The organism is Pseudorhodoferax soli, assembly GCF_003337555.1.
GTDB lineage: Bacteria > Pseudomonadota > Gammaproteobacteria > Burkholderiales > Burkholderiaceae_C > Pseudorhodoferax > Pseudorhodoferax soli.
In genome coordinates this window covers 362957-376693 of record NZ_QPJK01000002.1, presented here as the reverse complement: position 1 = coordinate 376693, position 13737 = coordinate 362957, and the positions used below count along the sequence as shown (strand labels likewise).

The following is a 13737-nucleotide window of genomic DNA, read 5'->3' as shown; positions in this document are numbered from 1 at the left end:
CCATGACCAAGACCTTTCGCATCGGACAGATCGTCCCCAGCTCCAACACCACGATGGAGACAGAGATCCCGGCGATGCTGACGGCGCGCCTGCAGATCCGGCCCGAGCGCTTCACCTTCCATTCCAGCCGCATGCGCATGAAGAAGGTGGTGAAGGAGGAACTGGCGGCCATGGACGGCGAATCCGACCGCTGCGCCGTGGAACTCAGCGACGCGCGCGTGGACGTGCTGGGCTATGCCTGCCTGGTCGCCATCATGGCCATGGGGCCCGGCTACCACCGCGTCTCGCAGCAACGCCTGACCCAGCGCACCGAGGAGAACGGCGCGACGGCCCCGGTGATCACGAGCGCGGGCGCCCTGGTGGATGCGCTCAAGGTGATCGGCGCGAAGAAGATCGTGGTGGTGGCCCCGTACATGTTGCCGCTCACCGAACTGGTGGTCGACTACATCCGCCGCGAAGGCCACGAGGTGCTGGACTACCGCGCGCTGGAGATCCCCGACAACCTGGACGTGGGCCGCCACGACCCGGCGCGCCTGCCCGAGATCGTCAAGACGCTGAACCATGCCGACGCCGACGCCATCGTGCTGTCGGCCTGCGTACAGATGCCCTCGCTGCCGGCCATCGCCCAGGTCGAGGCGATGACTGGCAAGCCCGTCATCACGGCCGCGGTGGCCACCACCTACGCCATGCTCAAGTCGCTGGGGCTGGATCGCGTGGTGCCGGGTGCCGGTGCGCTGCTCTCCGGCGCCTACTGAGTGGGCGCCGCCATGAGCACCTTCCTGTACGGCGCCAACATCGCCGCCAACGGCATCCGCCAGCACGTGCTGCGCTACGGCGGTTCTGGCGAAGGCCGGACCGAGCGCGACACCGTCGTGCTGGTGCCCGGCGTCACCAGCCCGGCCATCACCTGGGGCTTCGTCGGCGAGCGGCTGGGCCGCAACTTCGACACCTATGTGCTCGACGTGCGGGGGCGTGGCCTGTCGTCAGCCTCCGACACGCTGGACTATTCGCTCGAAGCGCAGACGGCCGACGTGCTGGCGCTGGTGCAGGCGCTGGGCCTGGCGCGCTTCGCGCTCGTCGGTCATTCCATGGGCGGGCGCATCGTGGCGCGCGCCGCTGCGCAGGCGCCGGCCGGCCTGTCGCGCGTGGTCATCGTCGACCCGCCCGTTTCCGGACCGGGCCGCCGCGCCTACCCGGCCAACTACGCCTGGTATGCCGACTCCATCGCGGCCGCCAGCATCGGCTGCGACCGCGAGGCCATGCGCAAGTTCTGCCCCACGTGGACCGACGCCCAGCTCGACCTGCGCGCCGAGTGGCTGCACACCTGCGACCCGCGCGCGATCAAGAGCTCGTTCGACGGCTTCCATACCGACGACATCCACGCCTGCCTGCCCGCGATCCGCGTGCCGGCGCTGCTCATGACGGCCGAGCGCGGCGACGTGGTCCTGCCAGACGATGTGGCCGAGATCGAGCGACTGCTGCCCGGCGTGCGCCACCACCGCGTGCCCGGCGCCGGCCACATGATCCCCTGGGACAACGAGGCCGGCTTCTACGCCGGCTTCGGCGACTTCCTGGGCACCCCCGTTTGAAGGAGAACCCATGCCCGTCAGCGACCACCAATTGACCCAGGCCTGGAGCGAGGTGCTGCGCCTGTCCGAGGTGCAACCCGGCCAGGCCGTGACCATCCTGACCGGTGCGGCCACGCACCCGCAAACCCTGCGCGCGGCCACCATGGCAGCCCAGGCGGCGGGCGCCATCGTGAGCCGCATCGACCTGCCGCCCGTGAACGCCGACAAGGCGCTGAGCCGCGACGCGCTGGCCTATCTGGGCGAGACGCCGCTCACGGGCAACCCGGCCGCGATCGCCGCGCTCAAGGCCAGCGACCTGGTGCTGGACCTCATGACGCTGCTGTTCTCGCCCGAGCAGATCGACATCCTGGAATCCGGCACCAAGATCCTGCTGGCGGTGGAGCCCCCCGAAGTGCTGGTGCGCACCGTGCCCACCGAAGCGGACCGCGCGCGCGTGCTCGCCGCATCGACCAAGCTCAAGAAGGCGAAGACGATGCACGTCACCTCCGAAGCAGGCACCGACGTGACCTTCCAGCTCGGCGAATTCCCGACCATCTGCGAGTACGGCTTCGTGGACGAGCCGGGCCGCTGGGACCACTGGCCCAGCGGTTTCCTCTTCACCTTCGCCAACGAAGGCGGCAGCAACGGCACCATCGTGGTCGACACGGGCGACATCGTGCTGCCGCAGAAGAGCTACACGACGGCGCCGATCCGCCTGACGATCGAGAAGGGCTACGCCCGCGCCATCGAGGGCGGCATTGACGCGCAGTTGCTGAGCGAGTACATGGCGACCTTCCGCGACCCCGAGGCCTACGCCATGTCGCACATCGGCTGGGGCCTGCAGCCGCGCTGCCACTGGAGCACGCTGGCGATGTACGACAAGGAGCAGACCATCGCCATGGACGCACGCGCGTTCGAGGGCAACTTCCTGTTCTCCCTGGGGCCGAACAACGAGGCCGGCGGCCAGCGCACCACGGCCTGCCACATCGACATCCCGCTGCGCAATTGCACCGTCAGCCTGGACGGCGAGGTGGTCGTGCGCCGAGGCAAGGTGCTGGACGGAGGTGCGGCATGAGCCAGGCCGAGAGCGCTGTCTATGCGCGCCAGGGTTTCGGTGCGGCCATGCCGCCCAAGGCACCCTATGGGCTGCTGATCGTCGACTTTGTGAACGGCTTCGCCGACCCGGCGCAGTTCGGCGGGGGCAACATTCCGGCGGCCATCGAACGCACGCGCGAACTGCTGGCCACGGCACGCGCGCGCGGCTGGCCGGTGGCGCACAGCCGCATCGTCTACCAGGACGACGACGCCGACCACAACGTCTTCTCGCTCAAGGTGCCGACCATGCTCGGCCTCAAGGAGGACTTGGCCGCCAGCCAGATCGTCGATGTGCTCGCGCCCGTGGCTGGCGAGTTGGTGGTGCGCAAGACCGTGCCCTCGGCCTTCTTCGCCACGGGCCTCACGCCATGGCTTGCGCAGCGCGGCGTGCAGACGCTGCTGGTGGCGGGCGCGGTGACCAGCGGCTGCGTGCGCGCCAGCGTGGTCGATGCGATGTCCTGGGGTTTCCGCCCGCTGGTGGTGACGGACTGCGTGGGCGACCGCGCGCTGGCGCCGCACGAGGCCAACCTGTTCGACATGGGGCAGAAGTACGCGATCCTGCTGGACCGCGATCAGGCGCTGGCGGCCACCGCAGGCTGAGCGCCGTGCTCTGCCGCGCGCTGCGCTACAGCGCTGCGCGCGTCGGGGCGCGCGAGTATTCGTTGTTGCCGTCCACCAGCGTGGACAACAGCTTCAGGAATATCTCCTGGTTGCGTGCCGAGAGGGGCGCCATCAGCCGCTGTTGCGCGGCCATCATGCTCTCGTGCAGCGACTTCATGGCGTGGTAGCCCTCTTCGGTGATCATGGACTGGCGCGAGCGCCGGTCGGCCGGGTTGATGCGCCGCTCGATGAGCTTCTTCTCCTCCAGGCGCTTGAGCACGTCGGCGGTGGTGGTGCGGTCCAGTCCCAGTTCACTGCCGATGGCGGTCTGGTCGAGCCAGGGGTTCAGCGACAGGGCCGTCAGCACGCCGAACTGCACGGGCGTCATGCTGTAGGTCTTGCACTCTTCCGCGAACAAGGCGTAGTGGATCTGGTTCAGCCGGCGCACCAGAAACCCCGGCCGTGCCCACAGCACCTGCTGGATCGGGTCGAAATGTGCACCGGATGGCCGCTTTTGAGACCGCTGCGGTTTGGGCTCTTTTCCCTCTGTAGCCATCGAATTCCTGCCTTGTCGCAATCCCCGAAACTGCTAGTGTACTGACTAATCTCGGGATGTGCGGGCATCGCGCCCGAGCCTCTGGCCGCCTTTTACTCAGCTTTGCGGACGGCGCTGCGCCAACACCAGTCCCGCGAACTCTGCGAAGCCCGCGCCGCGTTCGCCTTGCGCCACATAGCGCGGCAGGTGCGCCAGCTGCGGCACGAAGCGCGCGATGTTGGCCACGCCCACGCTGTTCTCGAAGGCCTGGAACATGCGCGCATCGTTGGTCGAGTCGCCCACGTAGGCCCAGTGGGCCATTTCGGCGTCCAGGTCGCGCTGCCAGAGTTCGCGCAGGATCCAGCGCGCGCCCTCGAGCTTGTCGTGCTCGCCGAACCAGCCGTTCACATGGATGGAGGACACCGTGACATGCAGGCCTGCCTCGCGCATGGTCCGCACGACGGCATCGATCTGCGCCTGGCCCAATCGCACGAACTCGCTGTGGTCGATGGCGATGTCGGTCTCGCGTCCCGCCGAGTCGCCGGCCCGCAACGCGCCCGGGATGCCGTGCTCAACCTGGGCCAGCACCTGCTGCATGCGCGCGAAGTTGGCAGCGCGCGTGGCAGCGTCCTGCAGGTAACGCTTTTCCACCACGCCGTCGGCCCCGCGCAGCAGCGCCACGGCACCGTTCTCGGCCACGATGGCATCGACCGGCCACTCTGCTGCGAACGGCAGGCTCCAGCCGACGGAGCGGCCCGTGATGGCGACCACCGCGAGGCCCGCGGCGCGCAGGTCGGCCAGGGCCTGCAGCGCGTCCGCGGTGATGGCGCCCTCGGTGGTGAGCGTGTCGTCGATGTCGGTGAAGACGCCGCGCAGGGCGCGGGATGCCGCCGCCGGCCAGGCCGCCAGGGGCTTCATCCCGCGTTCTGCAGCGCCAGCCCCGCGTGCTCGCGCAGCGGATGGAAATGGATCTTGGGAAAGCGCTCCTGCGCCAAGCGCACGTCGTACGGCGAGGTGCACAGGTAGGCCAGTGTGTCGGCCGCGTCGCGCGCCATGCGGGCAGGGTAGGCGTCGATGAACTGGCGCAGCTCGGCCGGCGTGTCGGCCGTGATCCAGCGCGCGCCGGTGTACTGGCAGCCTTCCAGCCGGATGTCGGCGTCGTACTCGGCCTTCAGGCGGTGCTGCACCACTTCGAATTGCAGCTGGCCCACCGCGCCCAGCAGCATGGCGCCGCCGGCCTCGGGCTTGAACACCTGGATCGCGCCTTCCTCGCCGAGCTGGGCCAGACCCTGCTGCAGCTGCTTGGTGCGCAGCGGGTTGCGCAGGATCACGGTCATGAACATCTCGGGCGCGAAGAAGGGCAGGCCCGTGAACTGCAGGTTCGCGCCGTCGGTGATGGTGTCGCCCAGCTGTACGCCGCCGTGCGTGGTGAAGCCGATGATGTCGCCGGCGTAGGCCTCGTCGACGGCCTCGCGGCGCTGGCTCATGAAGGTCACGACGGAGGTCGGCCGCAGCTCCTTGGACGTGCGCTGCACCTTGAGCTTCATGCCGGGCGTGTACTTGCCCGAGGCCATGCGCACGAAGGCGATGCGGTCGCGGTGGTTGGCGTCCATGTTGGCCTGCACCTTGAACACCACGCCGGCGAAATCCTTGTCCTCGGGCTGGATCTCCTTGGTGACGGGCTGGCGGTTGACCAGCACCGTGCTCACGCGTTTTTGCGGCGGCGGCGCCAGGTCCACGAGCGCGTCCAGCACTTCCATCACGCCGAAGTTGTTGACGCCGGAGCCGAAGAACACGGGGGTCTGCTTGCCGGCCAGGAAGGCGGCGTGGTCCCAGGCCGGCGAGGCACCGGTGGCCAGCTCCATGCTCTCCATGGCGTGGTTGAACTCGCTGCCGAAGCGCGCCTCCAGCGCGGCACGGTCCGCCAGCGGCATGGCGTCGAAGTCCTGCGGCCGGCGCTCGCTGCCGGACTCGAACACCGTCATGGCCTGGGTGCGCAGGTTGATGATGCCGCCGAAGGCCTTGCCCTGGCCGACCGGCCAGGTCATGGGCACGCAGGGCATGCCGAGCTCGCGCTCCACCTCGTCCAGGATGTCCAGCGGCTCGCGCACCTCGCGGTCCATCTTGTTGACGAAGGTGATGATGGGCGTGTCGCGCTGGCGGCACACCTCGATCAGCCGGCGCGTCTGCGCTTCCACGCCGTTGGCGGCGTCGATGACCATCAGCGCCGAGTCCACGGCGGTCAGCACGCGGTAGGTGTCTTCGGAGAAGTCCTTGTGGCCGGGCGTGTCGAGCAGGTTGACCACATGGTCGCGGTAGGCCATCTGCATGACCGAGCTGGCCACCGAGATGCCGCGCTGCTTCTCGATTTCCATCCAGTCGGAGGTGGCATGGCGGCTGGCCTTGCGGGCCTTCACCGAGCCGGCGATCTGGATCGCGCCCGAGAACAGCAGCAGCTTTTCGGTGAGCGTCGTTTTACCCGCGTCGGGGTGGGAAATGATGGCGAAGGTGCGGCGACGCCGGGTTTCGGAGACGAAGGACAAAGCGCGGTTCCAGGTGAGGGGCGGGCGGCGCGGCGGGGGCGCGGCCGGAAAAACCGCTATTTTCGGGCAAACCCGGATCAGCGCGGGCAGCGGCCATCGACGGGCATGGAGCCGTCGCGGCATTCGGTCAGGATGGGCGCGCTGCTGCGGGGCGGCGCGTCGCCCTGGACATAGACGATCTTCTTGCTGCCCATCGCGCAGCTGCCGACCACCTGGCCCGGCGCGCTTTGGCCGGTGTCCACCACGGTGACCAGGGGGTTGGCGATGCCGCCCGCGCGGATGCGTGCCTCGATGCCGCTGCGGAGGGCTTCGCAGTTGTCGGCAGCGTGGGCGCTGCCGGCAAGCAGGCAGAGCAGGGGGATCAGCCAGGCGTTCATCGTGGCAAGTGTCGCAGCTGCAAGAATGCCCGGTGTGACGATTGTTTCGACGCTGCGCAAAGGTCCCTGGCCCTGGCTGCTGGCCCTGGTGGTGGCCTGCACGCCGGTGCGCGCGCCCTTGGTGGCTTACACCTGCGAAGGTGGGGTCCGCCTGGATGTGCGCTTCGAGCGCGACCATGCGCTGGTCAGCTTGCCGGGCGGCGGCCAGGTGGGCTGCCGCAGCAGGTCGCCGGCTCGGGCTTTTGGTACGCCGGCGCCGGCCACCAGCTGCGCGGCAGGGGCCAGGCCCTGCAGTGGACGGTGGGGGAGGCGGCGCCCCTGGCCTGCCTGGTGATCGGTCCCTGAGGCCCCTGATCAGATGAGGTTGCGCATGGCCTGTGCGGTCTCGCGCAGTACGGGCAGCACGCGCGCGACAGCGTCGTCGCTGCTCTCGTGGCCCATGGGCATGGTGATGTTGAGCGCGCCCACGACATCGCCGTTGCGGTCGCGCAGCGGCACGGCGACGCCGCGCGAGTTCAGGTCCAGCTGCTGCTCCGACAGCGACCACCCCTGCACGCGGATGCGCGCGAACTCCAGGCGCAACCGGTCTTTGCTGGCGATGGTGTGTGGCGTGAACACGCGCAGGTCGTGCGTCTGCAGCCAATGTTCGACTTCGGCCTCGGGCCGCAGCGCCAGCATCAGCGTGCCCGAGGCCGTGAGCTGCGCCGGCACGCGCGCGCCCAGCACGTAGCCGGTGTTCATGCTGCGGTTGGGGCCGTTGCGTGCGATGTAGACCACGTCGTCGCCGTCCAGCACCGCCAGGTAGGCGGTCTCGTGCGTGCCCATGGCCACGCGTTGCAGGAAGGGCTGGACCACGCGCGGCAGCCGCGCAGATTCCAGGTAGGACTGGCCCAGCCGCAGCACGCGCGGCGTGAGCCAGAAGAGCTTGCCGTCGCCGGCCACGTAGCCCAGGTGCTGCAGCGTGAGCAGATAGCGCCGCGCCGCGGTGCGCGTCATGCCGGTGCGCTGGCCGATCTCGCTGGCCGTCATGCGCGGGTGGGCGTCGTCGAAGGCCTCGATCAAGCCCAGGCCACGGTCCAGCCCGGCGATCCAGTCGCGCCGGTGCAGGCTGGCAGGCGCGTTGTCGGCGGCGTCGCTCATCAGTGAAAACCCTTGGTGTGATCGATAATCGCGCGTTATCGTTCGATTATCGAACGAGTGTGTGCCGCGAAGGCTGGGCGGTGGGGCTTCTCCGTCTTTAGAGTCCAGTCCGTCGCACCCGCCGTGCGATTGTCGAACGACTTCCCATCCATCAGGAGACAAACCATGAGCACCGCAACCGCTGCGCACGAGCCGCAGGGCCGGCACCAATCCAAGAAGGCCGCTGCGAGCGGCTGGATCGGGTCCGCGCTGGAGTACTACGACTTCTTCATCTACGCCACGGCCGCGGCGCTGATCTTTCCGCAGATCTTCTTTCCCAAGGGCGATCCCGGCATCGCCATCATCGCCTCGCTGGCCACCTATGGCGTGGGCTACGTGGCGCGCCCCATCGGCGCCTTCGTGCTCGGCCACATCGGCGACACGCACGGCCGCAAGAAGGTGCTGGTCTGGTGCATGTTCCTGATGGGCTTCTCGACGATTGCGGTCGGCCTGTTGCCGACCTACGAGCAGATCGGCCTGTGGGCGCCGTTCCTCCTGGTGGTGTGCCGCCTGGTCCAGGGCTTTGCGGTTGCCGGCGAGATCTCCGGTGCCAGCTCGATGATCCTGGAGCACGCCCCGTTCGGGCGCCGCGGCTTCTTCGCCAGCTTCACGCTGCAGGGCGTGCAAGCCGGCCAGATCCTGGCCGCCGCCGTCTTCCTGCCGCTGGCGCATTACATGCCCGAGGAGTCGTTCAACGCCTGGGGCTGGCGCATTCCGTTCCTGCTGTCCTTCATCGTGATCGTGGCCGGCTACATCATCCGCCGCGAGGTCGACGAGACCCCGGCCTTCACCGACAAGACCGAGCAGAAGCAGCGCGCCCGTTCGCCGGTGCTCGACGCCTTCAAGTACAGCTGGGGCGACATGCTGCGCGTGGTGCTGATGGCGCTCATGAACGTGATCCCGGTCGTGGCCACCATCTTCGGCGCTGCCTACGCCGTGCAACCGGCCTATGGCGTCAACTTCGCCAAGGATGTGTACCTGTGGATTCCCGTGATGGGCAACATCCTGGCGGTGGTGGTGATCCCGTTCGTGGGCAACCTGTCCGACCGCATCGGCCGCAAGCCGCCGCTGATCGTCGGCTCGCTCTTGGCCGGCCTGCTGGCCTTCGGCTACCTGTATGCCATCAGCATCCACAACGTCACCTTGGCGATCGTCATGTCGCTGCTGATGTGGGGCGTGGTCTACCAGGGCTACAACGCGGTGTTCCCCAGCTTCTATCCCGAGCTGTTCCCCACGCGCACCCGGGTCTCGGCCATGGCGATTTCGCAGAACGTGGGCACGGCCATCACGGCCATGCTGCCGGCCCTGTTCACCATCGTGGCCCCGCCCGGCGCCCAGAACATCTGGCTGACCGTGGGCGCGATCGCCTTCGGCATCACCGTCATCGCCGCGCTGGCCGCCGCCAGTGCCCGTGAAACCTTCCGCATCCAGATGCACGACCTGGGCCAGTCCGACGCCAAGCCCGTGCCGCTGGCCGACTACCAGCGCCAGCGCGCAGCGGCAGTGGCGCAGGGCCGCGCGGGCGCCTGACGCATCCGACAATGGCCCTTTCGTCCCTGAACGCACCGCACAACACCATGATCTCCGGCAAGACCACGCTGATCGCCCACCTGGGCTACCCCACGGCCACCTTCAAGGCGCCGATGATCTACAACCCCTGGTTCGCGCAGCAGGGCATCGATGCGGTGGTCATGCCCATGGGCGTGCTGCCCGAGGATTACGCCGTCTCGCTGCGCCAGATCATGCGGTTCTCCAACCTGCGCGGTGCGTTGGTCACCATGCCGCACAAGGTCGTGACGCTGGATCTGGTGGACGAGGCCACGCCCACGGCGCGCATCGCCGGCGCCTGCAACGCCGTGCTCAAGCGGCCCGACGGCAGCCTGCTGGGCGACATGTTCGACGGCGCCGGCTTCGTGCGCGGCGTGCAGCGCAAGGGCCGCAGCTTCGCCGGTGCGCGCGTGCTGGTCTCGGGCGCCGGCGGCGTGGGCTCGGCCATCGCCGCGTCCATCGCCCAGGCCGGCGCTGCCGAGCTGGCACTGTTCGATGCGCGTGCCGAATCGGCCGACGCGCTGGCCGCGCGGCTGCGCCAGCACTACACCAGCCTCGTGGTGCGCACGGGCAGCAAGGACCCCACCGGCTTCGACATCGTCGTCAACGCCACGCCTTTGGGCATGCAGGAGGGCGACCCCCTGCCTTTCGACATCGCCCGCATCGCGCCGACCACGTTTGTCGGCGAGGTGGTCATGAAGAGCGAGTACACGCCGCTGCTGCGCGCCGCAATGGACAAGGGCTGCGCCGTGCAGGTCGGCACCGACATGCTGTTCGAGCAGATACCGGCCTACCTGGAGTTCTTCGGTTTCGGCACCACCACGGCCGAGGCGCTGCGCGCAGTGGCCACGCTGCAGTACTGAGCACCGCTGCCATGAGCCTCTTCGAGGGCTACCTCTCCACGCCCGAAGCCGTGGCCGCGTTCAGCGGGCAGGCCGTGGTGGCGGCGATGCTGCGCTTCGAGGCGGCACTGGCCCAGGCCCAGGCCGACGAGGGCCTGGTCCCGCTGGCGGTGGCGCGCTCCATCGTGGACACCTGCCGCGTCGAGCTGTTCGATGTCGAGAAGATCGTGCGCGACAGCGGCCGCGCCGGCAGCGTGGCCATCCCGCTCATCCGGGCGCTGCGCGAGGCGGTCGGCCTGTTCAATGCCGACGCCGTGGCCTGGACGCATTTCGGCAGCAGCAGCCAGGACGTGATCGACACCGCGCTGGTGCTGGTCACGCGCGACGCGCTGGCCCTGCTCGATGCCGACCTGCAGCGCTGCATCCAGGCCCTGCTGGCACTGGCCGAGGCCCATGCCGACACGCCCATGCTGGCACGCACGCTGATGCAGCCGGCCTCGGTCACGAGTCTGGGCTTCAAGTGCGCGGACTGGGTTGCGCCGCTGGTGCGTGGCCGCCAGCGGCTGCGGCAGGCGGCCGCTGACGCGCTGCAGCTGCAATTGGGCGGCGGCGTCGGCACGTTGGCGCAGATGCAGGTGGACGCACCGCGCGCCGCGGCCGTGCGCGCGCGCGTGGCTTCGGCCCTGGGCCTGCGCGACGGCGGCGGCGCCTGGCACACACAGCGCGACGATTGGGTGGCGCTGGGCTGTGCGCTGGGCCTCATGACCGGAAGCCTGGGCAAGCTCGCGGCCGACCTGGCGCTGCTGGGCCAGCACGAGGTCGGCGAACTCATGGAGCCGGCCGAGACCGGGCGCGGCAGTTCCACCGTGATGCCGCACAAGCGCAATCCCGTGGCGTCGATGGTGGCGTTGTCGGCCGCCCAGCGCGTGCCGCAGCGTGTCGCCGCGTTGCTGGCCGGCATGGTGCAGCAACACGAGCGCGCGCTCGGCGCCTGGCAGGCGGAGCAGGCCGAGTGGCCTTCGCTGTGGATGGCCGCATCGGGCAGCCTGCGCGCGCTGGCCACGGCCTTGCCCGGGCTGCGCGTGGATGCTGCGCGCATGCAGGCCAACATCGACCGCGTCTGCGCCGAACTGCCGGCCGAGACCGTGCGGGAATGGTTCGCGCCGGGGCTGGTGGCCATGGCCGGCGCGCAGACGCGCCAGCGCACCGCTGCGCTCAGGCGCGCGGCTGGCTGAACCAGGTTTCGAACTGCCCGGGGGGCATGGCCGGCGCGAACAGGTAGCCCTGCGCATAGTCGCAACCGGCATCCACCAGCAGGTCGCGCTGCGCCAGGGTCTCCACGCCTTCGGCGATCACGGCGATGCCGAGCTGGTGCGCCATCACGACCATGGCCTTGCACAACGCCAGATCGTTGGACTGCGGTGCCAGCCCGGCCACGAAGGACTTGTCGATCTTGATGAAGTCGATGTCGTAGCGCTGCAGGTAGGCCAGCGAGGAGTAGCCCGTGCCGAAGTCGTCCAGCGACACGCCGATGCCGGCCGCGCGCAGCGCCATCAGGTGGTCGGCCACGTTGGCGCTGGGGTCCAGCAGCAGGCTTTCGGTGATCTCCACCGTCATCGCATGGCGCGGCAGCCCCAGCGCCGCCAGCTCACGCAGCCACTGCGCATGGTCTGCGTCGGCGCGGTGGAACTGCACGGGCGACTTGTTGACGCTGATCTGGAAGCGTGGATCGAGCTGCGAACGCCACAGCTGCGTCTGGCGCGCCGCCTCACGGAACACCCATTCGCCGATCTCGACGATCATGCCGTTCGCCTCGGCAATCGGCACGAAGTCCATCGGCGCCATGCGGCCGCGCCGCGGATGGTGCCAGCGCAGCAGCGCCTCGGCCATGTAGACCGCGCCACTGGCCAGCGCCACGATGGGCTGGTACTCCACGCTGAGTTGTTGCGCGGGCAGTGCGCCGTGCAGGTCGTTGGCGACGCGGGCACGCAGCTGCGCGCCTTCCTGCAGGGCCGGGGTGAAGTAGGCGAAGCGGTTGCGCCCGGCATCCTTGGCGACATAGAGCGCCTGGTCGGCCTGGCGCAGCAGGTCGTCCACGCTCTGGCCGTCGCCAGGGTAGAAGGTGATGCCGATGCTGGCGCTCACGAAGGCGGGTTCGTCGCCGAGGTGGAAGGCGCGTGCCAGCTCGCGCAGGATGGCCTGGACGATGCGTTCGACCTCGCGCACCTCGTGCAACTCGGGCAGCACCACGGTGAACTCGTCGCCGCCCATGCGGGCCACGGTGTCGGAGGCCCGCACGCAGCGGCTGAGCCGTTGCGCGGCCTCGACCAGCAGGCGATCCCCGCCTTCGTGGCCCAGGGTGTCGTTGACGGCCTTGAAGTGGTCCAGGTCGATGAACAGCAGCGCCAGCTGCAGGCGCTCGCGGTCGCAGCGCAGCATGTGCTGGCTGAGCCGGTCGCGCAGCATGCGGCGGTTGGGCAGGGCGGTCAGTGCGTCGAAGTTGGCCTGGTGCCAGATCAGCGCCTCGGCCTCCTTGCGCTGCGTGATGTCGGTGTGCGTGCCCACCATGCGCAGCGGTTTTCCCTGGGCGTCGCGGCTGATCACCATGCCGCGCGCGAGCACCCACTTCCAGCTGCCGTCCGCGCACAGCACGCGGTGTTCGTTCACATAGCTCGGGGCATCGCCGTCCAGGTGCGACTGGCGGTCGCGCAGCATCCGGTCCTTGTCGTCCGGGTGCGTGCGCTGGTCCATGCTGTGCGGCGAGGGACGCAGGTCGTGCGCGCCCAAGCCGTACATCTCCAGGCAGCGGCGAGACATCCTGGCCACGCCCTCGGCCAGGTTCCAGTCCCAGACGCCGTCGCCCGTGCTTTCCAGCGCCAGCTTCCAGATCTCGTCGCGCCGGTGCAGTTCGGCGTCGGCGCGCACCCGCTCGGTGATGTCCTCCACCGTGCCTTCGTAGAACAGGATGTGGCCTGCGGCATCGCGCACCACGTGGGCGTTCTCGCTGACCCAGATGCGCTCGCCGGTCTTGTGGCGGTAGACCTCGGAGACGAAGCCGCGCACGTGGCCTTGGCGCTCGAGCATCTCGCGGAAGGCGGTGCGACGCGACGGGTCCACATACCACTGGCGGCCGATGTCCTGCATCGCGGCGACCAGCTCGGCCTCGTGCGTGTAGCCGTTCAGCTGCACCTGGGCTGGATTGGCGCGGATTTGCCGGCCATCGGGCGAGGAACGGTAGGCGCCGATGGGCAAGAAGTCGAACAGCGTCGTGAAATCGTTGGCTTGCGTTGCCGTGACGGTGGTCACCAGGGGACTGGGTGGGTCGGCGGTTTCCATGGGCGGCGTATTGTTCCGGGGAATCCTGCAAGTGCGTACATGCATTCGTGCAGTTTTGCACGGTATGGGCTTGGGGCATCCCCTAGTCCAAGAGCAGGGCGATGCGCCCGCTGG

At 69.1% G+C, this 13737-nt stretch carries 13 protein-coding genes; 7 read left to right on the top strand and 6 right to left on the bottom strand.

Annotated features, from left to right (window positions below):
• Positions 1-2: 2 nt before the first annotated feature.
• Genes DES41_RS08455 through DES41_RS08440 form a run of 4 tightly spaced genes read left to right on the top strand, consistent with a single transcriptional unit; the run spans position 3 to position 3263 of the window.
• Positions 3-755: a maleate cis-trans isomerase family protein gene (locus DES41_RS08455; protein ID WP_114467194.1), complete on the top strand. Its 753-nt coding sequence runs from the start codon at positions 3-5 to the stop codon at positions 753-755.
• A gap of 12 nt (positions 756-767) precedes the next feature.
• A complete protein-coding gene (locus DES41_RS08450; protein WP_114467793.1) occupies positions 768-1589 on the top strand; it encodes an alpha/beta fold hydrolase in 822 nt (273 codons plus the stop codon).
• A 10-nt stretch (positions 1590-1599) separates the two neighbouring features.
• Entirely contained in the window at positions 1600-2643 is a 1044-nt protein-coding gene (locus DES41_RS08445; protein ID WP_114467193.1) for a 2,5-dihydroxypyridine 5,6-dioxygenase NicX family protein, read from the top strand.
• On the top strand, positions 2640-3263 hold the full coding sequence (locus DES41_RS08440) for an isochorismatase family protein (protein ID WP_114467192.1): 624 nt from the start codon (positions 2640-2642) through the stop codon (positions 3261-3263). The genes DES41_RS08445 and DES41_RS08440 overlap by 4 nt, the downstream gene beginning before the upstream one ends.
• A gap of 25 nt (positions 3264-3288) precedes the next feature.
• Here the strand turns inward: DES41_RS08440 and DES41_RS08435 are convergent, their stop codons facing one another.
• From DES41_RS08435 to DES41_RS08415, 5 genes are all read right to left on the bottom strand, one after another.
• Positions 3289-3819, bottom strand: a complete 531-nt coding sequence (locus DES41_RS08435) for a MarR family winged helix-turn-helix transcriptional regulator (RefSeq protein WP_114467191.1) — start codon at positions 3817-3819, stop codon at positions 3289-3291.
• 96 nt (positions 3820-3915) lie between these two features.
• Positions 3916-4716, bottom strand: coding sequence for an HAD-IIB family hydrolase (locus tag DES41_RS08430; protein ID WP_114467190.1), 801 nt, complete (start codon positions 4714-4716; stop codon positions 3916-3918).
• Positions 4713-6341 (bottom strand): peptide chain release factor 3, encoded by a 1629-nt coding sequence (locus tag DES41_RS08425; RefSeq protein WP_114467189.1) that lies wholly within the window; start codon positions 6339-6341, stop codon positions 4713-4715. Before DES41_RS08425 ends, DES41_RS08430 begins: the two co-directional genes overlap by 4 nt.
• A 77-nt stretch (positions 6342-6418) precedes the next feature.
• Positions 6419-6718 carry a DUF1161 domain-containing protein gene (locus DES41_RS08420; RefSeq protein ID WP_114467188.1) on the bottom strand — a complete coding sequence of 100 codons (300 nt, stop codon included), beginning with the start codon at positions 6716-6718 and terminating at the stop codon, positions 6419-6421.
• A 354-nt stretch (positions 6719-7072) separates the two neighbouring features.
• Positions 7073-7858, bottom strand: coding sequence for an IclR family transcriptional regulator domain-containing protein (locus DES41_RS08415; RefSeq protein WP_114467187.1), 786 nt, complete (start codon positions 7856-7858; stop codon positions 7073-7075).
• Between the two features lie 165 nt (positions 7859-8023).
• On the opposite strand from DES41_RS08415, the gene DES41_RS08410 reads away from it, so the two are divergent.
• The 3 genes from DES41_RS08410 to DES41_RS08400 are packed head-to-tail and all read left to right on the top strand — an operon-like array spanning position 8024 to position 11522.
• Positions 8024-9427 (top strand): MFS transporter, encoded by a 1404-nt coding sequence (locus tag DES41_RS08410; protein ID WP_114467186.1) that lies wholly within the window; start codon positions 8024-8026, stop codon positions 9425-9427.
• A gap of 47 nt (positions 9428-9474) precedes the next feature.
• Complete coding sequence (locus tag DES41_RS08405; RefSeq protein ID WP_114467792.1) at positions 9475-10308, top strand: shikimate dehydrogenase family protein; 834 nt, start codon at positions 9475-9477, stop codon at positions 10306-10308.
• Between the two features lie 11 nt (positions 10309-10319).
• Positions 10320-11522, top strand: a complete 1203-nt coding sequence (locus DES41_RS08400) for a lyase family protein (RefSeq protein ID WP_114467185.1) — start codon at positions 10320-10322, stop codon at positions 11520-11522.
• Here the strand turns inward: DES41_RS08400 and DES41_RS08395 are convergent.
• Positions 11503-13623: a putative bifunctional diguanylate cyclase/phosphodiesterase gene (locus DES41_RS08395; RefSeq protein WP_170168130.1), complete on the bottom strand. Its 2121-nt coding sequence runs from the start codon at positions 13621-13623 to the stop codon at positions 11503-11505. The two genes, DES41_RS08400 and DES41_RS08395, sit on opposite strands and share 20 nt — an antisense overlap.
• Between the last annotated feature and the right edge of the window lie 114 nt (positions 13624-13737).

Excerpts from the sequence above, each read along its gene's own strand:
- DES41_RS08455 (WP_114467194.1), top strand. The coding sequence starts at position 3 with ATGACCAAGACCTTTCGCATCGGACAGATCGTCCCCAGCTCCAACACC.
- DES41_RS08450 (WP_114467793.1), top strand. The coding sequence starts at position 768 with ATGAGCACCTTCCTGTACGGCGCCAACATCGCCGCCAACGGCATCCGC.
- DES41_RS08445 (WP_114467193.1), top strand. The coding sequence starts at position 1,600 with ATGCCCGTCAGCGACCACCAATTGACCCAGGCCTGGAGCGAGGTGCTG.
- DES41_RS08440 (WP_114467192.1), top strand. The coding sequence starts at position 2,640 with ATGAGCCAGGCCGAGAGCGCTGTCTATGCGCGCCAGGGTTTCGGTGCG.
- DES41_RS08435 (WP_114467191.1), bottom strand. The coding sequence starts at position 3,819 with ATGGCTACAGAGGGAAAAGAGCCCAAACCGCAGCGGTCTCAAAAGCGG.
- DES41_RS08430 (WP_114467190.1), bottom strand. The coding sequence starts at position 4,716 with ATGAAGCCCCTGGCGGCCTGGCCGGCGGCGGCATCCCGCGCCCTGCGC.
- DES41_RS08420 (WP_114467188.1), bottom strand. The coding sequence starts at position 6,718 with ATGAACGCCTGGCTGATCCCCCTGCTCTGCCTGCTTGCCGGCAGCGCC.
- DES41_RS08415 (WP_114467187.1), bottom strand. The coding sequence starts at position 7,858 with ATGAGCGACGCCGCCGACAACGCGCCTGCCAGCCTGCACCGGCGCGAC.
- DES41_RS08410 (WP_114467186.1), top strand. The coding sequence starts at position 8,024 with ATGAGCACCGCAACCGCTGCGCACGAGCCGCAGGGCCGGCACCAATCC.
- DES41_RS08405 (WP_114467792.1), top strand. The coding sequence starts at position 9,475 with ATGATCTCCGGCAAGACCACGCTGATCGCCCACCTGGGCTACCCCACG.
- DES41_RS08400 (WP_114467185.1), top strand. The coding sequence starts at position 10,320 with ATGAGCCTCTTCGAGGGCTACCTCTCCACGCCCGAAGCCGTGGCCGCG.
- DES41_RS08395 (WP_170168130.1), bottom strand. The coding sequence starts at position 13,623 with ATGGAAACCGCCGACCCACCCAGTCCCCTGGTGACCACCGTCACGGCA.